The sequence below is a fragment of the Mesorhizobium sp. M8A.F.Ca.ET.207.01.1.1 genome, from assembly GCF_004794715.1.
In the GTDB taxonomy this organism is placed as follows: domain Bacteria; phylum Pseudomonadota; class Alphaproteobacteria; order Rhizobiales; family Rhizobiaceae; genus Mesorhizobium.
Map to the genome: position 1 here is coordinate 535,146 of NZ_SRUS01000002.1, position 21,751 is coordinate 556,896.

Annotated in this window: 26 protein-coding genes; 6 read left to right on the plus strand and 20 right to left on the minus strand. The window is 63.6% G+C overall.

All coding sequences use genetic code 11. The annotated features are described in order from the left end of the window. Positions 1–32: 32 nt before the first annotated feature. From EN850_RS07430 to EN850_RS07505, 16 genes are all read right to left on the minus strand, one after another. Entirely contained in the window at positions 33–1,097 is a 1,065-nt protein-coding gene (locus EN850_RS07430) for a flagellin (RefSeq protein WP_127277944.1), read from the minus strand. A gap of 277 nt (positions 1,098–1,374) precedes the next feature. Continuing rightward, complete coding sequence (locus EN850_RS07435) at positions 1,375–2,361, minus strand: flagellin (RefSeq protein WP_135932423.1); 987 nt, start codon at positions 2,359–2,361, stop codon at positions 1,375–1,377. Positions 2,362–2,603: 242 nt separating this feature from the next. Next, the gene (fliP, locus tag EN850_RS07440) at positions 2,604–3,335 is read right to left on the minus strand and encodes a flagellar type III secretion system pore protein FliP (RefSeq protein ID WP_136090922.1); all 732 of its coding nucleotides are present in this window, start codon (positions 3,333–3,335) and stop codon (positions 2,604–2,606) included. Continuing rightward, entirely contained in the window at positions 3,332–3,826 is a 495-nt protein-coding gene (locus EN850_RS07445) for a flagellar basal body-associated FliL family protein (RefSeq protein WP_135932424.1), read from the minus strand. Before EN850_RS07445 ends, fliP begins: the two co-directional genes overlap by 4 nt. A 35-nt stretch (positions 3,827–3,861) precedes the next feature. Next, a complete protein-coding gene (gene flgH / locus EN850_RS07450) occupies positions 3,862–4,566 on the minus strand; it encodes a flagellar basal body L-ring protein FlgH (RefSeq protein WP_127281130.1) in 705 nt (234 codons plus the stop codon). Beyond that, positions 4,563–5,144 carry a MotE family protein gene (locus tag EN850_RS07455; RefSeq protein ID WP_189591021.1) on the minus strand — a complete coding sequence of 194 codons (582 nt, stop codon included), beginning with the start codon at positions 5,142–5,144 and terminating at the stop codon, positions 4,563–4,565. Before EN850_RS07455 ends, flgH begins: the two co-directional genes overlap by 4 nt. Before the next feature lie 2 nt (positions 5,145–5,146). After that, positions 5,147–6,388, minus strand: coding sequence for a flagellar basal body P-ring protein FlgI (locus EN850_RS07460; RefSeq protein ID WP_127275718.1), 1,242 nt, complete (start codon positions 6,386–6,388; stop codon positions 5,147–5,149). Then, on the minus strand, positions 6,385–6,933 hold the full coding sequence (flgA, locus tag EN850_RS07465) for a flagellar basal body P-ring formation chaperone FlgA (RefSeq protein WP_135865557.1): 549 nt from the start codon (positions 6,931–6,933) through the stop codon (positions 6,385–6,387). Before flgA ends, EN850_RS07460 begins: the two co-directional genes overlap by 4 nt. 6 nt (positions 6,934–6,939) lie before the next feature. Then, complete coding sequence (flgG, locus tag EN850_RS07470; protein WP_127275716.1) at positions 6,940–7,728, minus strand: flagellar basal-body rod protein FlgG; 789 nt, start codon at positions 7,726–7,728, stop codon at positions 6,940–6,942. A gap of 10 nt (positions 7,729–7,738) precedes the next feature. Next, entirely contained in the window at positions 7,739–8,062 is a 324-nt protein-coding gene (locus EN850_RS07475) for a flagellar hook-basal body complex protein FliE (RefSeq protein WP_189343701.1), read from the minus strand. Next, positions 8,059–8,475, minus strand: coding sequence for a flagellar basal body rod protein FlgC (flgC, locus tag EN850_RS07480; protein WP_127275715.1), 417 nt, complete (start codon positions 8,473–8,475; stop codon positions 8,059–8,061). Before flgC ends, EN850_RS07475 begins: the two co-directional genes overlap by 4 nt. Before the next feature lie 2 nt (positions 8,476–8,477). Continuing rightward, entirely contained in the window at positions 8,478–8,858 is a 381-nt protein-coding gene (flgB, locus tag EN850_RS07485) for a flagellar basal body rod protein FlgB (RefSeq protein ID WP_127275714.1), read from the minus strand. 154 nt (positions 8,859–9,012) lie between these two features. Next, the gene (locus EN850_RS07490; RefSeq protein ID WP_127275713.1) at positions 9,013–9,846 is read right to left on the minus strand and encodes a hypothetical protein; all 834 of its coding nucleotides are present in this window, start codon (positions 9,844–9,846) and stop codon (positions 9,013–9,015) included. Further along, a complete protein-coding gene (gene fliI, locus EN850_RS07495; protein WP_136090924.1) occupies positions 9,827–11,227 on the minus strand; it encodes a flagellar protein export ATPase FliI in 1,401 nt (466 codons plus the stop codon). Before fliI ends, EN850_RS07490 begins: the two co-directional genes overlap by 20 nt. A 1-nt stretch (position 11,228) precedes the next feature. Then, the gene (gene flgF, locus EN850_RS07500; RefSeq protein WP_135918960.1) at positions 11,229–11,954 is read right to left on the minus strand and encodes a flagellar basal-body rod protein FlgF; all 726 of its coding nucleotides are present in this window, start codon (positions 11,952–11,954) and stop codon (positions 11,229–11,231) included. A gap of 2 nt (positions 11,955–11,956) precedes the next feature. Continuing rightward, a complete protein-coding gene (locus EN850_RS07505; RefSeq protein WP_127275711.1) occupies positions 11,957–13,078 on the minus strand; it encodes a DUF1217 domain-containing protein in 1,122 nt (373 codons plus the stop codon). 157 nt (positions 13,079–13,235) lie between these two features. On the opposite strand from EN850_RS07505, the gene motA reads away from it, so the two are divergent. The 6 genes from motA to EN850_RS07535 are packed head-to-tail and all read left to right on the plus strand — an operon-like array spanning position 13,236 to position 18,069. Beyond that, a complete protein-coding gene (motA, locus tag EN850_RS07510; RefSeq protein WP_015315920.1) occupies positions 13,236–14,111 on the plus strand; it encodes a flagellar motor stator protein MotA in 876 nt (291 codons plus the stop codon). A gap of 32 nt (positions 14,112–14,143) precedes the next feature. Continuing rightward, positions 14,144–15,091 carry a FliM/FliN family flagellar motor switch protein gene (locus EN850_RS07515; protein ID WP_136090925.1) on the plus strand — a complete coding sequence of 316 codons (948 nt, stop codon included), beginning with the start codon at positions 14,144–14,146 and terminating at the stop codon, positions 15,089–15,091. A 17-nt stretch (positions 15,092–15,108) separates the two neighbouring features. After that, positions 15,109–15,495 (plus strand): flagellar motor switch protein FliN, encoded by a 387-nt coding sequence (gene fliN, locus EN850_RS07520; RefSeq protein ID WP_127275709.1) that lies wholly within the window; start codon positions 15,109–15,111, stop codon positions 15,493–15,495. Positions 15,496–15,538: 43 nt separating this feature from the next. Next, entirely contained in the window at positions 15,539–16,552 is a 1,014-nt protein-coding gene (locus EN850_RS07525; RefSeq protein WP_127275708.1) for a flagellar motor switch protein FliG, read from the plus strand. Positions 16,553–16,555: 3 nt separating this feature from the next. Next, a complete protein-coding gene (flhB, locus tag EN850_RS07530) occupies positions 16,556–17,638 on the plus strand; it encodes a flagellar biosynthesis protein FlhB (protein ID WP_136090926.1) in 1,083 nt (360 codons plus the stop codon). After that, positions 17,635–18,069, plus strand: a complete 435-nt coding sequence (locus EN850_RS07535; RefSeq protein ID WP_127275706.1) for a hypothetical protein — start codon at positions 17,635–17,637, stop codon at positions 18,067–18,069. Before flhB ends, EN850_RS07535 begins: the two co-directional genes overlap by 4 nt. Here the strand turns inward: EN850_RS07535 and EN850_RS07540 are convergent. From EN850_RS07540 to EN850_RS07555, 4 genes are all read right to left on the minus strand, one after another. Beyond that, positions 18,059–18,829, minus strand: a complete 771-nt coding sequence (locus tag EN850_RS07540; RefSeq protein WP_135865547.1) for a helix-turn-helix transcriptional regulator — start codon at positions 18,827–18,829, stop codon at positions 18,059–18,061. The genes EN850_RS07535 and EN850_RS07540 overlap by 11 nt on opposite strands. Continuing rightward, complete coding sequence (locus tag EN850_RS07545) at positions 18,826–19,536, minus strand: helix-turn-helix transcriptional regulator (RefSeq protein ID WP_135865545.1); 711 nt, start codon at positions 19,534–19,536, stop codon at positions 18,826–18,828. The genes EN850_RS07540 and EN850_RS07545 overlap by 4 nt, the downstream gene beginning before the upstream one ends. A 470-nt stretch (positions 19,537–20,006) precedes the next feature. Beyond that, positions 20,007–21,038 carry a histone deacetylase family protein gene (locus EN850_RS07550; RefSeq protein ID WP_127869865.1) on the minus strand — a complete coding sequence of 344 codons (1,032 nt, stop codon included), beginning with the start codon at positions 21,036–21,038 and terminating at the stop codon, positions 20,007–20,009. A gap of 23 nt (positions 21,039–21,061) precedes the next feature. Continuing rightward, positions 21,062–21,715: a TetR/AcrR family transcriptional regulator gene (locus EN850_RS07555; RefSeq protein WP_136090927.1), complete on the minus strand. Its 654-nt coding sequence runs from the start codon at positions 21,713–21,715 to the stop codon at positions 21,062–21,064. Positions 21,716–21,751: the final 36 nt, after the last annotated feature.

Here is a 21,751-nt window from a genome sequence, read left to right on the forward strand (position 1 = left end):
GGAAGTCGAAGTATCCGTCGGCTAAGGCTGAACTAGCCGTTCTTGAACAGCGACAGGATCGACTGCGAGGAGCTGTTGGCGATAGACAGCGACTGGATGCCGAGCTGCTGCTGCACCTGCAGCGCCTGGAGGCGGGTCGATTCCTTGTTCATGTCGGCATCGACGAGCTGGCCGACGCCGCGGTCGATGGAGTCCATCAGGCTCTGCGTGAAGGTCTTCTGCAGATCGATGCTGCTCTTGGCCGAACCGAGGATGGTGGCCTGGTCGGTCAACTGAGCCATGACGTTGTCGATCTTGCCGATCATCTGGGTGATGATGTCGTCGGTCACGCCGGCCGCGGTGATGTCGAGATTGAACGCGGAGACGTTGTCGATCTTCGTGGCCGTGCTCGCCGCGGCCGCGGTCTGGCCGGCGGTGTTGGCGGCGGCGTCCGTGCCGCCGCCGGCGAGTGCTGTCGCATAGGCGGCGTCGTACAAGGCCTGGGCGGCGGCGGTGGAGTAGACCGAGGTCTGGCGGTCGAGCGTGCCCTGGTTCTTGACGACGGCAGGAAGGCCGGAATCGAACAGCTTGGTGCTCTCCAAATTGATGTCGATCGTTCCGAGCGAGATGGCGCCCGAGGAGGAGCGATTGAAGGACGAGACGATCTTGGCGTCAGATTGGACGCCACCATTGGCGGCGTTGGACGTCACCGAAAGATAATTCGAACCCGAAAAAGTGGCGGCGTCGGCGAAGGACTTCATCTGCGCCTGAAGCGTCGTGATCTCGGTCTGCGTCTTTGCCTTGGCGGCTGCCGTCTGGCCAATGGTCGAAAGCAACTTGGTCTTGATCTTGCCGATCGTATCCAGCGCATTGTTCATGCCAGTATAGGCAATGTCCACTTTCGAGGCGCCGAGGCCGAGCGCGTCCTGCACTGTCGACAGCGCCTGGTTGTCGGAGCGCATCGTCGTGGCGATCGACCAGTAGGCGGCGTTGTCGGATGCTTCGGAGACCCTGTAACCGGTCGAGATCCTGGCCTGGGTCTGCTCGAGCGACTTGTTGGTGGCGTTAAGGCTTTGAAGTGCGGTCAACGCCGCGGCGTTTGTCATGATGCTCGCCAAGAAACTCGCTCCTTTTTTCAGACCGGTCTTTCTCAAAGACCGGCGTTGCCCTCGCGAGCCGCTCGACCCGCCCCTGGATTGCCGCCACGCCGATCGGGCCGATTCGGCAATCCGTTGTAGTCATTGGTTAACCATGACTAGCTCGTTATGGTTAACGGCCTGTTAAAAGCCAGCTTCAGAGGGTTAAGGAACGAGGGTTGCGCGGGGCTGGAGCAAACGCAAAACGGGCCGCGCTTTTGGCGCGGCCCGTTTGCCTGGTTTGGTCGGTCGAGAGGGATCAGCCGCGGAAGAGCGACAGGATCGACTGCGAGGAGCCGTTGGCGATCGACAGCGCCTGGACGCCGAGCTGCTGCTGAACCTGCAGAGCCTGGAGGCGGGTCGATTCCTTGTTCATGTCGGCATCGACGAGCTGGCCAACGCCGCGGTCGATGGAGTCCATCAGGCTCTGCGTGAAGGTCTTCTGCAGGTCGATGGAGCTCTTGGCGGCGCCGAGCTTGGTAGCGGCGGTCGTCATGTCCTTGAGCGCGGCGTCGACGACGGTCATCATCTGCGAGATCTGAGCGTCGCTGGCGGCCGTGGTGCCTGAGAAGATGGCCAGGCTGGCGACCGAATAGGTATCGCCGGCAACGATAGCGCCACCAAGGGTCGGGGCCTGTGCTGTGGTGGTTGCAGCGCCAGTGGTGCCAAGGCGGGCTGTGTCGAGGATGCCCTTGGCGGTCGGCGCGGCGCCGGAGTCATAGAGCTTGATGCTTTCGACTTTGACGTCGATCGTCGAGATCGAAACCGCGCCGGCGGAGGTGCGGTTGAAAGCCGAAACGACCTTGACGTCGGCTGCCGTGCCCGAGGCGGTGGACACCGACAGCATGTTGGTGCCGGAGAAGGTGGCGGAGTCGGCGTAACCCTTCAGCTGAGCCTGAAGGGCGGCGATTTCGACCTGGGTCTTTTCCTTGGCGGCGTCGGTCTGACCGTAGGACGCGGTCAGCTTCTGCTGGATCGAGTTGATGGTGGTGATCGCGCTGTTCATGCCGGTGTAGGCGGTGTCGACCTTCGAAGCGCCGAGGCCGAGCGAGTCCGAAACGGTGGACATGGCCTGGTTGTCGGAGCGCATCGTGGTGGCGATCGACCAGTAGGCGGCATTGTCCGAAGCCTGGGAGACGCGATAGCCCGTCGAGATGCGGGACTGGGTGGTGTCGAGGCTCTTCTGGGTGGCGTTCAAGCTCTGCAGCGCGGTCAACGCTGCGGCGTTGGTCATGATACTGGCCATGGCTACTCGTACCTTGTTTTTACAGGTGTTTTTTGCATACCGGTTTGTCCGGTATGACGGAGCGGCATCATGCCAATGACCGTTGTGTTTGGGTCACCCGCCATCTGCGAGCGACTATGGCGGCGAGTCCCTACCAAAGGACTAAATCGGACGGTTAATCGAAAATAATTCGGAGAAAATTCGATGATGCTCGCGCCGTCCGATTCCTCGGGCGCGCGATGCCTGATGTCGAGCGCGGACGATCAGGTGAAAGAGCGCACCAGGCTGCCGACGAGCAGGTTCCAGCCGTCGATAAGGACGAAGAACAGGATCTTGAACGGCAGCGACACCACTGTTGGCGGCAGCATCATCATGCCCATCGCCATGGTGATGGTCGCCACGATCAGGTCGATGACCAGGAATGGCAGCACGATCAGGAAGCCGATCTCGAAGCCGCGGCGAATCTCGGAGATCATGAAGGCAGGCACCAGGATGCGCAGGTCGACCGTCTCCTTGGCAACGACCTGGCCGCGCTCGCGGGCGAGGTCGGCGAAAAGGTCGAAGTCCTTGTCGCGCACATTGTGCAGCATGAAGGTGCGGAAGGGATCGGAAATCTTCTCGAAGGCCTCGGTCTGGCTGATCTGGTTGTCCATCAACGGCTTGACGCCGGTGTTCCACGCCTGATCGAAGGTCGGCGCCATGACATAGAAGGTCATGAACAGCGCCAGCGAAATGAGGATGAGGTTCGCCGGCGTCGATTGCAGGCCGATGCCGGCACGCAGGATCGAGAAGGCGATGACGAAGCGGGTGAAGCTCGTCACCATGATCAGCAGCCCCGGCGCCACCGACAAGACGGTAAGCAGGCCGAACATCTGAATGATGTAGCCGACGGTGGTGCCATCGGCCTTGCCGATGCCGCCGAGGTCAAGCTGCTGGGCCGCCGCGACGGAGGTGGCGGCACCGATCAGTACCGCGGCAAGAAGGAATTTTCTCATTCGAGCAGCAATGTCCTGATAAGAACCTGTTTGACGTGCCCCTGACTGCGGATCGAGGCGCGTTCGTCGAGATCGGCCTTCAGGTGCTGGTAGCCGCTGGCGCCTTCGATCTGGTGCATTTTCAGGGTGCGCACGAAAGCCAGAAGATCCTGTTGAATATCCTCCGCCATGGCCGGCGGCTGCGGCGCGTCGTAGACCACGGATACTTCCATCCTGATCCATGTATCGGCAGGCGAGGCGATATTGGTGGTGATCGGCGCCAGTGTGACAAGCGTTGGACCCGTGCCTGGCTGTTGGGTGGCGGCGGGCTGGGCGACCTTGCTTTCATTTTCGGGCGCAACAGGCACCGATGATGGTGCGCCGACGCCTTTGAGATAGCCGCCTGACATCCAGCCCATGCCGATGGCGGCGGCCGTCACCACGAGCAGCATGGCGCCCTGGATGGCAAGGGAAGGACCCTTGCGAGGCTGAACCTGTTCGACATTGGCCACGGTGCTTTGCTCTCCAATCCCCAGAAGGCCAAGACCTAGAACGGAAGAACCTGGTCGAGGACCTGCTGGCCGTAGGCCGGCTGCTGGACCTCACTGACGCGACCGCGGCCGCCATAGGAGATCCGCGCCTCGGCGATACGTTCATAGGAGATGGTGTTCTCCGCGCCGATGTCCGACGGACGCACCATGCCGGCGATGGTGAGCACCCTGAGTTCGTAGTTGACGCGCACTTCCTGCGAACCCCTGATCATCAAATTGCCGTTGGGCAGGACCTCGGTGACGACGGCGGCGACGTTGAGCTCAAGGTTCTCCGAGCGCTTGATTTCGCCGTCGGCGTTGGTCTCGGTGCTGGAGCTCAAGCCGGCGTCGCCCTTGCCGCTCGTGCTGTTGCCTTCCCATCCCAGCGTGACGTCATAGCCCAGCTTGCGCGCGGCAGTCCGGCTCCTGTCGTTCTGGTTCTTGAAGTTGGCCTTGTCGTTGAGCTTGATCCTGACGGTCAGGATGTCGCCTTCGCGCAGCGCCCTGGGATCGGTGAACAGCCGGCTCTGACGATCGTCCCACAGAGAGAACTTCTTGACCGGCGTGGCGGGCGGCTGAGGATAGCTGTAGGGCGCTGCACCGTCGCTGCCGATGCCCGACCCGACCGGCGACATGGTCGGTTCCCTGCCGATCTCCTTGAAGTTGGTTCCGCAGCCCGACAAGGCTGCGGCCGCGCACAGGATGAGCATTTTGCGGATCATGACGGATCTACCCTTCGGGCTGCGCTGGCCATGATGCCGGTGAGCGTCGCCGCCGCCTTCTGGTCCATTTCGTTGAGGATGACGCCGGCCTTGCGTGAATCGAGCTTCATCAGGATGGCCGCGGCGAGGTCCGCATTGACGATTGCCAGGCGTTCGGCAGCCGCATCGGGCTTCATGCCGGCATAGATCTTGACGACGCCGTCCTCGGCCCTGGCCAGGAACACTTCGCGCCGCTTCAGCCAGGTCTCGTATTCGGCTTTCTTTGCGTCCAGCGCCTTCATGCGCTCGTCAATGCCGGCCTGCAGCTGCTTCAACTCCTCCGCCTGCAAGGCATAGCGGCGGTCGCGGGCGGCGTCGGCGATGTTGGAACAGAAGCGCTCTATCTCGCTTTGGTCCGGTGATTTCTCCCGCGTCAATTGCTGCGGCGCGACCGTGGGCTGCCCACCGGGCAGAACCTGCCGCACGGCATCGTCCGCGTGTGCGCCGCCAAGGACAGGCATGGCCGCCATCGCGGCCGCCAACAGGAAGATGCGGGAGCGGCGTCTTTCACGGGACGAGAGGGAGGAGATCATCGGCATCGCTATTGGAGAACCAGATCGGCTTGCAGGGCGCCGGCCGACTTGATGCCTTGCAGGATGGCAATGATGCCGTCCGGCTTGACGCCGAGACGGTTGAGGCCGGAAACGAGGGTTTGCAGGTCGGGCCCGTCGAGCACGGCAACGCGGGCGTCGGGCCGGCTGGCATCGATGGCGGTGAACGGCTCGACGGCGGTTTCACCCTTGGAGAAGGGTTCCGGCTGCACGACGCGCGGCGCTTCCGTGATGCGCACCGTCAGCGTGCCGTGGCTGATGGCGACACGCGAGATCTTGACGTCGTTGCCGATGACGATGGTGCCGGTGCGCTCGTCGATGACGACGCGAGCCGGCGTGTCGGACTCGACCACCAGATTCTCGATCTCGGCATAGAAGCGGGCCGCCGACACGCTCTTCGGCCGCCTGATCTGCACGGTGCGGGAATCGCGCTCGGCCGCCACGCGCATGCCGAAGCGCTGGGCGGTGTAGTCGTTGATCGCATCGGCGATGCGGATGGCGGTCGAAAAATCTGGATTGCGCAATTGCAGCGTCAGCGTCGACTGGTCGTCGAATTCGGCCTTCACCTGCCGCTCGACGATGGCGCCGTTCGGCACGCGGCCGGCGGTCGGCACGCCTTGCGTCAACTGCTCGGCCTGGCCCTGCGCAGTGAAACCGGAAACGATGACCGCGCCCTGGCCGACGGCGTAAATCTCGCCGTCCGCCGCCTTGAGCGGCGTCATGATCAGCGTGCCGCCGGCAAGCGAGGTGGCGTCGCCCATCGAGGAGACGTCGATGTCGATGCGTGCGCCCGACTGCACATAGGGTGGCATGTTGGCGGTGACGATGACGGCGGCGACGTTCTTGGCGCGCGCGCTGCCGCCTTCGGTGGCGATGCCGAGATTTTCGAGCATGGCGCGGATCGACTGTTCGGTGAACGGCGAGTTGCGCAGGCTGTCGCCGGATCCGGCGAGCCCGATGACGAGGCCGTAGCCGACGAGCTGGTTGTCGCGCGAGCTCTGCAGCTGCGCGATGTCCTTGATGCGCGAGGCGACCTGGCCTGGCGGCAGCGAACTCGGCCCGGGCGACACGCGGAACATGCGCGTGGTGGTGGCCGGATCATATTCCGGATCGTCGTAGACACCGCCATTCTTGGCGGCGAGCTCGCGCTTGGCCTTGGGCGTCAAGCCATCGGCCAGCGCCGGCTGCAGGCCAAGTGCCGCCGCGAGCAGAAGGGCAAACGGCCGCATCATGAAGCGCCGACCTGGATGGTGCCGTCGGCCATCACCGTGCCGGAGAGGATCTTGCCGCTGTCGCTGTTGCGAACCTTGATGAAGTCGCCGGCCGAGCCCGGTTGCAAGGTCACGGCGGTGGCCGTGATCGTCAGCCCGCCGGCGACGAAGAAGACCTGCACGGCCGCACCCTGTTCGACCAGCCAGGCCTCGCGGATGGCGGCGGAAGGAATGTAGCGGCCCGGCAGCAGCGTGCGCTTGGCTATCTTGCCCTGGAGTTCCTCGGAACGGGTCGCCACCGCATCGGGCTTGTGCTTGCCCGTGATGAGGGTGACCTGTTTCAGCGCGGCGAGTTCGATGGTCTCACCGGGATAGATGACGCGGTTGGGAATCAGCACGACCTCGCCGGCGGGCTGATTGGTGGCAATCTGGTTGGCCGACTGGCCCGTCGATTGGCTTGCCGATTGACTCGTCGATTCCTGGGCGAAAGCCGGCATGCCGCCGGCCACCAGCGCAAGGGTCAGCGCGGCGCGGCGGAATGCGGAGCGGGAGATCGGCATGGCCATCATCCGTTACCTGATGTTCTTGGACACAACGGAGGCCATGTCGTCGGCGGCCTGGATGACCTTGGAATTCATCTCATAGGCGCGCTGCGCCGAGATCAGTTCGGTGATTTCCTTGACCGGATCGACGTTGGAAGCCTCGAGATAGCCTTGCTGGATGGTGGCGAAGCCTGGATCGCCGGGCACGCCGACATTGGCGGGACCGGAGGCTGTCGTTTCCTGGAACAGATTGTCGCCGAGCGGTGCCAGGCCTGCCTCGTTGGCGAAGTTGACGATCTGGAGCTGGCCGAGATTCTGCAGGTCGGTTTGACCGTCGATGCGGGCAAAGACCTGGCCGGTCTTGTTGACGATGACCTCGACCGCGTCGACCGGCACGGTGATGGCCGGAATGACGTTGGCGCCGTCGACCGTCACCAGCTGGCCGGTGGCGTTGGTGTTGAAGGCGCCGGCGCGCGTATAGAGCGTGCCGCCATCGGCACCTTCGATCTGGAACCAGCCCCTGCCGGTGAGCGCCATGTCGAAACTGTTGCCGGTGCTGGTCAGTTCGCCCTGTGTGTGGACGTTGCGCACCGCGGTCGTCTTGACGCCGAGACCGATCGAAACGCCTTCCGGCACCAGCGATGCGTTGGAACGGTTCGGCACACCTTGCGTGCGATCGACCTGGTAGAGCAGGTCGGAGAATTCGGCGCGCGCGCGCTTGTAGCCGGTGGTGTTGATGTTGGCGATGTTGTTGGCGATGACTTCCAGATTGGTCTGCTGGGCATTCATGCCGGTGGCGGCGATTGCGAGTGCTTTCATGGCCTGCTCCTCAGATGCCCATACGACTGACTTCGAGATAGGCCGAAACGACCTTGTCGCGGATAGCAACGGCGGTCTGCAGCGCCTGCTGGGCGCTCATCACGGCATCGACCACCTGGCGGGTGTCGGCGTCGCCCTTGAGCGCCTGCAGCGACACCTGCTCGGCATTCTGCATGGTGCTGACGGTCTTGGAGGCTGCCTGGCTCACCGCCTCGGCAAAGGAGGTGCCGAGGTTTCCCGATGCCGCCGGCGCAACGCCACCCTGCAGCAGGTCGGTGGCCGTGTCGCCCAGCCCAGGCTTCAGGTTAAGCGCGCCGATGCCGTTGACGATCATTGGTTCCTCATCAGGTCGATGGTCATTGAAATGAGGTCGCGCGCCTGCTTCACGACTTGCAGGTTGGCCTCGTAGGAGCGGTTGGCCTCGGTCATGTCGGCCATTTCGATCAGCACGTTCACATTGGGCATCTTGACATAGCCCTTGTCGTCGGCGGCCTCGTTGCCGGGCTGGAATTCGACGGGAAAGTCGCTCGGGTCGCGGTCGATCGAGTTCACCTCAACGGTCGAGCTGCCGGAGGCCCGGTCGAGTTCGGAGACGAAGCTGATGGTCTTGCGGCGATAAGGGTCGGCGCCCGGCGTGGTTCCTGTCGACTGGGCGTTGGCGAGGTTTTCCGAAACCACGCGCAAGCGCTCGGACTGGGCGCCGAGGCCTGATGCTGCGACTTTGAGGGCTGCGGTCAGCGCGTCCATGGTCAGCTCTTCACCGCCATCATCATCATTGAATGAAATGCCTTGACGATGGCCGTGTTGAGCTCGAAGGAGCGGCGCACCTCGCCGGCCTTGAGAAGCTGGTCTTCAAGCACGACCGTGTTCTTGGACGGCAAGATCACGCCGTCGTCTTCCTGCGGCTTGATGGCGAAGCCGGCATTGGTGGCAGCGCTGCCGAGATGGCCGGGCTCGGTGATCTCAAGCGACACCGCGGTACGGTCGAGCACCTTCTCGAACGGCTCGACATCGTTTGCCGTGTAGCCCGGCGTGTTGGCATTGGCGATGTTGCCGGCCACGGCCGACTGACGCACGGACAGCCACTGCGCTTGCTTGGCGGCGAGATCGAAAAGGGAAACAGGCTCCATGGGAATCTCCGGGCATGTGCCCAAAGACTAGGCCGCCAGTCTTGCGTGGACCTTGCGGACGGTCGCTAGAGCAGGATGCCGAAAAGTGTGAAGCGGTTTTCGAACGATATTCTGCTCTATCTTGGATCCGGCTCTGGGCAAGGCCGAGACGGCCTTACCTGGAAAGCTCGATCACCTGGTTGGCGCTGGTGAGCATGACCCATTTGCCGTTGCGCTGTTCGATCGCCGAGACCTTGCTGGAATCCGGCAGCGTTGAACCGCGTTGGACCATCCACAGGCCGGTGTCGTCCTCGATCATGGCGCGGCCGTTGGCGACATGGACCATGCGGAACTTCGCGATATCGGCGGGGAAGGGCTGGTCGCCGGGCGGCTCCGTTTTGGCATCGTCCTGCACCGCGCCGGTGGCGAGCAGGTCGACACCTGCGTTGGGAACGTCCTTGGCGGTCAGCGGCGCGCTGCGTGCCGCGACCACGCCGCCGCCCACGCGTCCTGAATTGGTGCCGGTGCCGCCGAACTTGATCGCCTGGACGCCGAACTGGTCCTGGTTGAAGAAAATGTACCAGGGAAACAGAGCGCAGATCAGGCCGAGCGTGATGCCGAGCGCGGCGATGACGACGTCGCTGCGACGGTCCGCCTTCTTTCGCAATTTTGGAAATTGCGCCTTTGGCGGTTGCGGCCATTCGGCGACCGGAAAAAGGTCTTCGATCAGCAATTCGCGGCTGGCCTGCATCATCTCCGGAGCATCGACGCCGGGAGCCACATGCGTTGAGGAAAGGGCGGTCCGGCCCAGAACAGGTTCGGATCTGGGGAGAGCCGGTTTGACGGCCCTGGCCAGAACAGCCGCGGTCCTGGCAGCAATGGCGCCGGCGGCGTTTGCTTTGGCGACCCTGGCCTCCTCCGCTCGAGCCTGCTCCGCGGCGTTCGCCTCGGCGATCATCTCGTTCAGGAGGCGCTCCGTGTACTGGCGTTCAGTCTCCTGGTTCGACATTCTGCTTTCCCTTGAGATGGCGGGCAAGGTCGGAGAACGGATCGGCGGACGGACGGTCCCTGGGTGATTGCGTCAGCGCCTCATAGATCAGGGGCACCTGGCGCACCGCCATGTCGAGTTCGGCGTCGACGCCGCCCTGATAGGCGCCGAGCAGGCGGATGTCGCGGGTGTCCTCGAAGCGGGAGATCATCGACTTCAGCCGCGTCACCAGGGCTCGTTGCTCGATGCTCCAGGCCTTGCCTGCCAGCCGCGATATGGACGACAGCGGATTGACGGGCGGATAGCGGCCCTGTTCGGCGATCGCGCGGTCGAGCACGACATGGCCGTCGAGAATGCCGCGCACGGAATCGGCGACCGGGTCATTGTGGTCGTCGCCGTCGACCAGCACGGAAATGATGGCGGTTATAGAGCCTTTACCTTCGATCCCGGGGCCGGCGCGCTCAAGCAGCTTGGGCAGTTCGGTGAAGACCGAGGCGGGATAGCCGCGCGCGACCGGCGGCTCGCCGGTTCCCGTCGCCACTTCGCGCAGCGCGTGAGCGAAGCGGGTGATCGAATCCAGCACCAGAAGCACACGGTGGCCCTGGTCGCGAAAATGCTCGGCCACACGCATGGCGGTATCGGGCGCCCGCCTGCGCATCATGGCGCTCTCGTCGCTGGTGGCGACGACGGCGACGGTCTTGGCCATGCTGTCGCCGATCGTATCCTCGAGGAATTCGCGGACCTCGCGGCCACGTTCCCCGATCAGCGCCACGACGACGGTGTCGAACGCGTCGGCGCCGGCGAGCATGGCTAACAGCGTCGACTTGCCGACGCCGGAGCCGGCGAAAACGCCCATGCGCTGGCCAAAGCAGAGTGGCGTGAAGATGTCGATGACCTTGACGCCGGTCATGAAGGCTGTGCCGACACGCTGCCGCGCCATGGCGCCGGGCGTCGCGGCTATCGCCGCCATGTCGTCGCCCCTCATCAAAGGCGGACCACCATCGATTGCCCGGGTGAGCGCGTCGATGGCGCGGCCGCGCCATGAGGCATGCGGCGCCACCGCGAGCGGACCCCTGCGGAACACGGCATCGCCGATGCCGGCGTCGGCACTGCGTTCGAAGGGAGCGATCACAACCTCGTCACGGCTGATCTTGACGATCTCGCCGCGACGCGCGCCGGCCTGGCCGCGCTGTTCGACAATGTCGCCCAGCCTGGTGAAATCGGAAAGGCCGCGCACCTTGTAATGCGTGGGCGTGACTTCGGTGACGAGGCCGCCGCGCTTGACCAGCCCGTCGCTATCGCCGAAGCGCCTGATAACCCGCTCCAAAGCGGCAAGCCGATCTTTCGGCGCCGGCTGGAGCTGTCTTTCGGGTGCGCGGATGGATGGCTGCTCTGACGACATGCTAAGACTTCGAGCCGAGCGTCTTTATCGCCTCATCGGTGGAGGAATCGGTCTGCCGCATCATCGCGGCGGTGTTCTCGAAGGCGCGCTGGACCATGATCAGCCGGGTCATTTCCAGCACCGGATTGACGTTGGATTCCTCGACGAAACCTTGCGCTATGCCGACATCGGAACGGTCGGTGACCGGTTCGGGCGTGCGTGCGGGCACAATGCCGGAATTGCCGTAGCGCACGAAATTCTGGCCCGGGTCGAAATTGTAGAGGCCGATCGAGCCGACGAGCTGTTCGTTCTGGCGCAGCGAGCCATCGGCGCCCGCCTTGGGCGGGCCGTTGCGGGGATCGAGCTGGATCGGCGCGCCGCCGGCGTCGAGCACCGGGTGGCCCTCGACCGACATCAGCTCGCCATTCTCGTTCATGGAGAAGCGGCCGTCGCGAGTCATGACGGTGCCGGCCGGCGTGTCGATGGCGAACCAGGCGTCGCCCTGGATGGCGAAATCGAATGGGTTGCCGGTTTCTGTCATGGCGCCGTGAGCCCCCGACAGATAGGTCTTGCCGGAGGAAGCGAACGATACCGACTTCTGCCCTGCACCCGACACCACATCCTCGAATTTCACGCCGGTGGCGCGAAAGCCGACGGTGCTGGCGTTGGCGACATTGTCGGCGATCGTATCGAGCCGCCGCTCGAGGGCCATCTGCGCGGAGAGGGCGACGTAAAGACTGTCTCGCATGATCAGAACTTCAGTTTCTGCATGGCCATCATCAGGTCGGTGGAGATGCCCGATGTGACCGGTTTGGCGAAGAGCACGCTGATCGATGTCACGGCCGTCGAGGTCGGGTTGTTGATCTCGTACATGCTGGTGAAGCGGGTCAGGAACTTGTTCAGTTTCACGGGATCCGTGAAATCCGAGATGTCGAGCTTCTGCTCGAACAGTTGCGCCTGCTTGTCGATGTCGGCGGTGGCGAAGGAATCAGGCAGCCCCAGCGCGGTGCGCACCACGCTGGCCAGCGCGGTGTCGGCCAACACGTCGTACCAACTGGTGATGTCGGGCGCCTTACGGTTGAAATAGAGCGCCAGCCGCACGCCCTCATTGGTTTGGCCGGCATCCTCTTCCAGCGTCTGGCGCATGTATTTGTCGACGGTCGGCTGCTGCGCCGGATTGATGGTGGTGGCATTTTCGCCGTATTGTTCGAAGTTAAGGGCCGTGGCCAGTCCCGCGTAAGCCGGGTTCGTCTGCTTGTTGGCGACACTGTTGGGGTCGCGCACGCCACCCTGCAGGACCTGCTTGATAAGGTCCTTGTTCTCCGTCGCCGAATCGAGGCCGTACGCCGCCAGCGCGTAGGTGTAGAGCCGGCTGTTCGACATCAGATCGTCGACCGACTTCACCTTGGTGATGTTGGCAAGATAGTAGGTCGTCTCGCCCTTCACATAGGCGGAATTCGGATCGAGGCCGGCGATTTGCGCCTGCGTGGCGTAGTTCTTCGCCACCAGCTGCTGCGCCTTGTTGTAGATGGTCGCATCGGCACCGTTGGCGGCGAAGTTGAAGGCGGTGACGAACGCGGCGTAGCGCTTGTCGGTGAGCTTGTTGGCGAAACTGTTGGGGTTGGAAACGCCTTCCTTGAGCGCCTTGACCATGAACGCCTTGGCGTAGTCCATGTCCCCCAGCCCGTACGCCTTCATGGCATATTTGAACAAGCGGTCGTTGTTGACGAAATCGTCGATCGATTTCACCTTGGTGATGTTGGCGAGATAATATTTGGTATCGCGATCGACCGTCGGCTGTTGCTCGATACGGTCGATCGACTTGTTGATGTCTTTGGTGATCAACTGGTAGCTGGTATAGGTACTGAGCAAGGACGCGCCTCCGGCCGAAGCTATGCCGGCACAATAAGCGCACTTCCTTGCGCGAAACTGAATCGCCAACATTCGGCCCCATGGCGGCTCCGATTCAAGCCTCACACAAGGCACGGGGGCTATCCCTTGTCCGACGTGAAATGCGGAAGGACCGGTCGTGGGCATTCTGATTGGACTTGTGGTGACGCTCGGCTGCGTCCTTGGCGGCTTCATGGCCATGGGCGGGCATCTGCACGTGCTGGTGCAGCCATGGGAAGCCGTGGTCATCTGCGGCGCCGCGCTCGGCACCTTCCTGGTCGCCAATCCGATGAAGACGGTCAAGGATACCGGCAAGGGCATTCTCGAAGCTTTCAAGCAGGCTGTGCCTAAGGAGCAGGACTATCTGGAAACGCTTGGCGTGCTGCACAGCCTGATGCGCGAGCTGCGCTCCAAGTCGCGCAGCGAGGTCGAGGCGCATATCGACAATCCGGAGGAGTCGGCGATCTTCCAGGCCTTTCCGACCGTGCTCAAGAATCACGACCTGATGAATTTCATCTGCGACTACTGCCGCATCATCATCATCGGCAATGCCCGCTCGCACGAGATCGAGGCGCTGATGGACGAGGAAATCCAGACCATCAAGTCCGACAAGATGAAGGCCTATCACGCGCTGGTCGCGGTCGGCGACGGCCTGCCGGCACTCGGCATCGTCGCCGCCGTGCTCGGCGTGGTGAAGGCGATGGGAGCGCTCGACCAGTCGCCGGAAATCCTCGGCGGCCTGATCGGCGCCGCGCTGGTCGGCACCTTCCTCGGCATCTTCCTGTCCTATGCGGTGGTCGGGCCTGTCGCCACCAAGATCAAGACTGTGCGCGAGAAGAAGAACCGCCTCTACATCATCGTCAAGCAGACGCTGCTCGCCTACATGAACGGCGCGCTGCCGCAGGTGGCGATCGAGTTCGGCCGCAAGACCATCTCCTCCTATGAGCGGCCGACCATCGACGCCGTCGAGCAGAGCACGATGAACACCGGCAGCGCCGAGAAGAAGGCCGCCTGAGCGATGCGCGACAGACCGGTGCCAAAACTGTCATGACGAGTCCGGGCAGCCCCTCGCAAGCGCGTTCGCTGATCATCGAGCGCCTGGTCGGCGACAGCGGCGAGGCCGACCAGGTCATCGACGCCGGCCGCGCCATGGCCGAACGGGCCATACCGCTGCTGCAGAAGGCGCTCTCGAGCGAGCTTGGAACTCCCGTGAGCGTCGACCTCAGGACCGTGGAAATCAGTCGTGTCCCCGAGGCGCGTTCGCGCGCCGGCGAGACGTTCGCCATGACCGTTGTCGGCTCACCGGCATCCTCCGATGCGATGACCCTCGTCATCGACGCTGCCGCGATCGCGATCATCGTCTCGACGCTGTTCGGCGGCGACCCGGACATGCCGGTGTCGCCGATCGAGCGCGACCTGTCGCAGATCGAGGCCGATGTCTCGTCCATGGTGTTCCAGGAGGTTGCGCAGGCGCTGAACGGATCGGGGCAGCGCTCGCTCGAACTGCGGCTGCCCGCGCCGCGCGCAATGTCGGGCCTCGAGGCCAGGCGGCACGTGTTGCGCGACGGCGCCGCGATCCGCATCGTCCTCGGCATCTCGACGCCGGTCGACAGCGGCTCGATCACGGTGATGATGCCGCAGCGTATCGTGCTGGCCGGCCGCGATGGTACGGCCGGCGCCAGCGAGGACGATCACGGCACCAGCTGGCGGGCTCGCTTTTCGGAAGAGGTGATGCGCTCGACCGTGGCGCTCGAAGCCACCATGCCGCTGACGCAGCTGACGCTTGGGGACCTCGCCAATCTCGAAGTGGGCCAGGTCATCGATTTCGATGAGACGGCGCAATCACGGGCTCGCCTCGGCGCGCGCGGCCAGACGCTGTTCGTATGCGAGTTCGGCAAACTGGGGCAGAATTACACCGTCCGAATCAGGCATCCTTTCGATGCCGGGCAGGACTTCATCGATGGGCTCATGCCGGCCGGTGCCGGGCGCGCCTGAGCTTTTGGAGACGACGCATGGCCAAGACCAAGGTAGAACCAGAGCTCGATCAGCCGGACGAGCAGCTCGATCGCGCCATCGAGGAATTGCGCGGGGTCCTGCATGAGGAAGAGCAGCGCCCCGAGATGGCGGCCAGGGCCGCGGCATCGGCCAATTCAAGCGTCATCATGAATATCCCCGTCGATGTCCAGATCATCCTTGGCAGCACCGAGATGGCGGTTGCCGATCTGATGGCGCTGCAGAAGGGTTCGACGGTCGCGCTCAACCGCCGCATCGGCGAACCGGTCGATGTCGTGGTGAATGGCCGCAAGATAGCGCGCGGCGAGATCACCGTGCTCGAAAGCGACCCTTCGCGCTTCGGCATCAGGCTGACCGAAATCATCGCCGGCACGAAGGGCGCCTAGACATGGCTGGCGGGGCTTGCCGATGGCAGCGGAGGCGAAAGGCATGACAACGCCGCTGACGACCCTGACACGCGCACAGAAGGCGGCCGCCATACTGGTGGCGATGGGCAAACCGTCCGCCAGCCGCCTGCTGAAATTCTTCAAGCAGGAAGAGCTGAAGGCGCTGATCGAGGGCGCCCGGCTGCTCAGGACCATTCCACAGAGCGATCTCGAGCGTATCGTCGCCGAATTCGAGGCCGAATTCACCGAAGGCGCGGGCCTGCTCGATTCCGCCGACAGGATGGACACCATCCTCAACGAGTCGCTCTCGCCCGAAGAGATGAGCGCCATCATGGGCAACAAGAAACCGGAGGCTGCGCCCGAAGGGCCGCCGCCGATCTGGCCCGATCTCGAAAAGCTCGAACCCGCGCGGCTCGGCGCCTTCCTCGCGGGCGAACATCCGCAGACGGCGGCCATGGTGCTGTCGAAACTGGCGCCGCAGGCGGCGGCAAGCGTGCTTTTGACGCTGACGAAGCCAATGCGTGGCGAAATCATCAAGCGCATGGTGACGATGGCCAACGTTCCGGCCGCCGCCACCAGGATCGTCGAGAACAGGCTGCGCGCCAGCGTGCTGTCGGACACCTCGACCAAGGACACGTCGGCCGGGCAGGCGCGCGTCGCCAGCGTGCTCAACGAGTTGGAAAAGCCCCTGCTCGACGAGGTCATGCAGGATCTCGAAGCCGCCGGCACGCCCGACCTCGACGGTGTTCGGGCCCGGCTGTTCGCTTTCGACGACCTGCCGCTGCTCACCCAGAAGGCGCGCGTGCTTTTGTTCGACGGGCTGTCGACCGAGCTTGTCACGCTGGCGCTGCGCGGCACGTCGGCGGCACTGGCCGAAGCGGTGCTGTCGGCGATCGGCGCCCGCTCCCGGCGGATGATCGAGGCCGAACTCGGGCAAGGGTCGGAGGGTGTCCCCGCCGCCGACATCATGGCGGCACGCAAGACGATCGTGACCACCACCATCCGGCTGTCGCGCGAAGGCGCATTCGAACTTCCCTCGACGCAGAACGCCGCCTAAGGCATGTCCGACGCCGTCGACAAGGATTCGAAAACCGAAGAGGCGACGGAAAAGAAGATCCGCGACACCATCGAACAGGGCAAGTTGCCCCATTCGAGGGAAACCGCGATCCTGGCCTCCTTTGTCGCCATACTGGTGTTTACCGTCTTCTATGCCAAGGACGCCATCGTCGAGCTCGGCATGTTCCTGTCGATGTTTCTCGAGAAGCCCGAGGCCTGGCCGATGGACACCGAGACCGATGTCATCGACCTCTACAAGATCGTGATGCTGGAAGTCGGCCGCGCCGTGCTTAGCCTGCTGGTGCTGCTGACCGTTGCCGGGATCGGCGCCTCGGTGCTGCAGAACATGCCGCAATTCGTCGGCGAGCGGATCAGGCCGCAGATGTCACGCATCTCGATCGTCAAGGGCTGGAACCGGATGTTCGGCGCCCAGGGCTGGGTCGAATTCCTGAAGTCCCTTGCAAAAGTCGGTTTTGCCATCGCCGTGCTCGCCTTCACGCTGTCGGAGGACCACCGCAAGCTGCTTGCCGGGATGATCACCAATCCGGTCGCTTTCGGCCTCGTCATCCGCGGCATCTCCGTCGACATACTGGTGGCGATCGTCTTCGTCATGGGACTGATCGCGGCGGTCGACATCGTCTGGTCGCGCTTCCACTGGAGGCAGGACCTGCGCATGAGCAAGCAGGAGGTCAAGGACGAGTTCAAGCAGTCAGAGGGCGACCCGATCGTCAAGTCGCGGCTGCGTTCATTGGCCCGCGACCGGGCGCGCAAGCGGATGATGACGGCAGTGCCGCGCGCGACGCTTGTCATCGCCAACCCGACCCACTTCTCGATCGCGCTGAAATATGTGCGCGACGAGGATTCGGCGCCGCTGGTGGTGGCGAAGGGGCAGGATCTCGTGGCGCTCAAAATTCGCGAAATCGCCAAGGAACATAACATCCCGATCTTCGAGGACGTGGCGCTCGCCCGCTCCATGTACAAGCAAGTTTCGGTCGATAATGTGATCCCGTCGCAATTCTACCAGGCCGTCGCCGAACTGGTGCGGATCGTCTACTCGAAAAAGGCTGAGCGCAGACAGATTTCATGAACCGCCAACCGCACGCAAAATCCCGCGAGATCATCGTCGCCAGCGCCATCGAACAGGTGGTGGTGGAACTCAGACTGATCGACGTCGCCGACTATATCGCCTTCATCCGGCTGGAGCATTTCGCCTGCCTGTCGGATCTGGTCGATTCAGCGGCGGAGCTGTTCTTCATGCCGGGTACGCTGAGGCTCGGCCATGGCGGCGAAGCGCATGTCGACTGGAGCGGCAGCCCGCGCATCGTGCTCGACCTGGAGCTCAGGCCACCCGGCGTGACCGTCTATTTCCAGCTGACGCTGAGCGAGACCGGCAACACGGTCGTGGTCAACTACGTGTCGTTTGAAAAACCGGGCGAAGACCCCCAGCATAATACGGCGCTGCTGGAGGCTGTGATTGAACAGGCCCGCATCCGCAAGGTCGAAGCTCTTACTCGATAAGCCCCAGCCGCAGCGCCTTGGCGACCGCCTGGTTGCGGTTGACGGCATTGAGCTTCTGGGTCGACTGGGTGAGGTATTGGTTGGCGGTATGCACCGATAGTTTCAGCAGCCGCGCGATCTCCTCGCTGGTGTTGCCGTTGGCGGTCAGCTTCAGGCATTCGAGCTCGCGCTTGGAGATCGAGCGCATTCTGCCGGCATCGCCCGGACGCATGCGCGCGACGGCGGCGAACAGCGAGAAGCAGCGAGCGTGGATTTCGTAGAGCGCATCCTGCGGCAGCGCGATCTCCGATCCCAGGAAGACGACGAGCCCGCATTGGCCGCGATCGGCATGGACGGGAAAGGCAATGCCGCTCGATCCGGGTGTCAGCGGCGCCATCTGTCCGGTCCAGGCGAGACTGCCGAACATGCCGGCCATGGCCGCCACGCCATCATCCGTCCACCAGCGCGGCTCGGTCGAAATCCGGCTATGGCGCACGATCTCCTCGCCATTGGCGCCCGAAATGAACTTCGTCGCCACCGCGGTGCCGGGATAATCGGAATCAAAGCACGGGACCAGCCGGGCGCGCTCGGGCGACGGGCTGACGAAGAACAGGCCGAAGGCCGAGGCGTTGATGTCGACTGATATCCAGCGGCAGCGGCGCACCGCATCGGGAATGGTGACGGCGTGATGCGTTTCGGAGCCAAGCGAAAAGGCGCCGAAAGGGCTGCGCTGCTCGTTGAAAAGGGCTTCCGCGGTGTCCTTGATGTCGGCGTGTTTCAAATGATGCCACTCCTGATCGCCGTGGCGATGGCCATCGCACGGTTGCTGGCCGCGAATTTCTGGATGGCGTGGGTGATGTAGCTGTTGACAGTGTTGGAGGAGACGCCAAGGATGACCGCCACCTCGTCGGTGGTCTTGCCTTCCGAAACCCAGAACAGGCATTCGCGCTCGCGGTCCGACAGCGGATCCTGCATGGCGGCGGCGGCGATCAACTGCGGAATATGCGAGAGCGCGTAGCAGCATTTCAGCTGCGCCCTCATCAGCGCCGGCTGGTCGATCCGGCCGGCGGCCGCCGCCGAGAACAAGGCGAACAGGCGCTGACGGCCGACATTCAGCCGCAGTGAATAGATCTCGGCATGGCCGAGCACGTCGAGGAGCCGGGCTTCTTCGCCCGAGACCAGCCCGTCGGCCTCCGGCGCCTGGGCCGCCACCAGCGGTGTCGGACGGATACCGGGTGCCGCGGTGAGCGGTCCCTGGGCAAGGCCGGCGATCAGCCGCTTGCCGATCAGCTCGATGACGTCGAAGATCCAGTTCGAGGAGACGATACGCGCATCGTTGCGGTCCTGGTCATGGACGATGGCGACCAGCATGTAGCTGTCGGCGCCGATCTCGGCGGTCAGTTCCATGAAGAAGCTGGTGAGATCACCGCGCGACGTCAGGCGCGAGCCTAATGTGTCGGATTGAAGAGGCGCGGCGGGACTGCTCATCTGCTGCTTTTGGCCGGAATCGGTTCTGATGTCCGGTTGCTGGAGAGCCAGCCGCCGAACTCGAAAACGCGTTACTTTTACGAGACACACACGAGGCGCGGGGCCGCGCCCAACCAGACGGAATCCATTCAGGGAACGCGAAGACGTCCGCGTCTGGCGCCGGAAAAATCCGGAACGTGAGACTTTGGGTGGTCGCCGCGCCCCCCGAGGACCGGCTGATTCGGGTCTAATCTACCCGCAGATGAATCTGACATCAAACGCGATTTGACAAAATCGAATCTGGGGGACTCTGCCTGCGACTCAGCGGCCGGTTTCCGTGCCTTTCCATGGCGGGAACGTCGAGCCGCACGGGCCGGCCATGGCGTTTGCGATGGCCTCATGGGGTGCCGGTGGATGCAAAAAAGGGCGGCTGACGCCACCCTTCCTTTGTCCGTCTTCCGCGCAGCCGGCTGCGTTCCCTGGACGACGATCTACCGGTCCTCGAAGCCGGTCAGCACGCCGACGGCATTGATGCCGATCTCCTCGACGGCATAGCCGCCTTCCTGGACGAACAGCGTCGGCAGGCCGAGCTTGGCGATGCGCCGGCCGATCTTGGGATAGTCTGATGTCTTCAGCTTGAACTGGCTGATCGGGTCCTTCTCGAAAGTGTCGACGCCGAGCGAGACGACGACGATGTCGGGCGCGTAGGCGGCGAGCCTGGCGCAGGCGTCTTCCAGTGAGACGTTCCAGGCGTCCCAGCCGGTGCCGAACGGCATGGGATAGTTGATATTGAAGCCTTCGCCTGCGCCGGCGCCACGCTCGTCGGCATGGCCGAGGAAGAACGGGTACTCGACCATCGGATCGCCGTGCAGGTTGATCACCTGCACGTCGGCGCGGTCATAGAAGATCTCCTGCGTCCCGTTGCCGTGGTGATAGTCGACGTCGAGGATCGAGACGCGTTTGGCGCCCTGGTCGCGGAACCATTGCGCGGCGACCGCCGCGTTGTTGATGTAGCAGTAGCCGCCCATGAAGCCGGCCCCGGCATGGTGGCCGGGCGGTCGGCAGAGCGCAAAGGCCGCTCTCTCGCCGTCCTTGACCAGGCCGGCGGCGGTCCGCGCCACGTCATAGGATGATTTGATCGCGGCCCAGGTGCCCTCGACGAAGGTGGCGCCGCCGTCGAAGGAATAATAGCCGAGCAGGGCGTCGATGCGCTTGGGCGGCACGTCGCCACGCAGGCCGCGCGTCGGCCAGGTGAAGGGCATCGCCGTACCCGTGTGGCCCTCGGCGATCCATTGCGGCCAGACGGTCGGCAGGAAGTCGATATAGTCTGACCTGTGGACGCGCTTGGCCGCGGCAAGGTCGTGCTCGACCGGTGCGATGATCGCGCCGAGCTTCTCGCTTTCGACCCGCGCCTTGATGAACTCCGCCCGCGAGGGCTTTTCGAAGCCGGGCACGATGGCTGAGGTAACCAGTTCCATCTGGCCGGCATGGCCGGCGTGAAGCGGCGAATAGACAGTCTTCATAAGGTTCCTCTCGAAATGCGAAATTAATCAAGATTGAGATAGGGGGTCACCAAGGCGAGCCACATGACTTCCACATCGTCCTCGATGAGGTCGAATGTCCTGCGGTCCTTCTTCAGCCCCACGAGCCGGCAGGCATGCCCGACCTCCATCATCACAACGCCGAGCCGGCTGGCGATCTTGCCTTCAAGGGCCGGGTTCACATGCCGCAGCCATGCGGCGTAGAGGGCGATGATCTGGTCGTCATATTCGTTCTGGATCGGCCGCAGGTCGGCATTGCCCGAAATGGCCTCGATCACCGGCATCAGGGTGGCGTTTTCGAGGTAGAGCTTCGAGGTGTCGATGAAGAGCTTGCGCACTTCACGCCGAAACTCTTCCCGGTTGGTCGGCGGGGCGACCTTGATGCGCCGCGCGATCACTTCGGGAAAGGATGACAGCCAGCGCCTGGCGAGGTCCAGAAGAATGGCTTCCTTGTTGGGAAAGTACTGGTAGACCGAACCGACCGACAGGCCGGCGCGCTGCGCGATGGCGAGCGTCGTCGGCGTCTTGGTTCCTTGCTCCCGCGTCAGGATCAGCGCGGCGTCGAGAATCCTGTCGACCACCTTGCTGGACCGTTGTTGCCGCGGCTGCTTGCGCGGTTCAAGCGCTATCCTGGTTTTGCGGTCGAGACTGCGCTTCACTGCTTGATGCCCTCGTTCCCCGCCTGGTCCCAACAC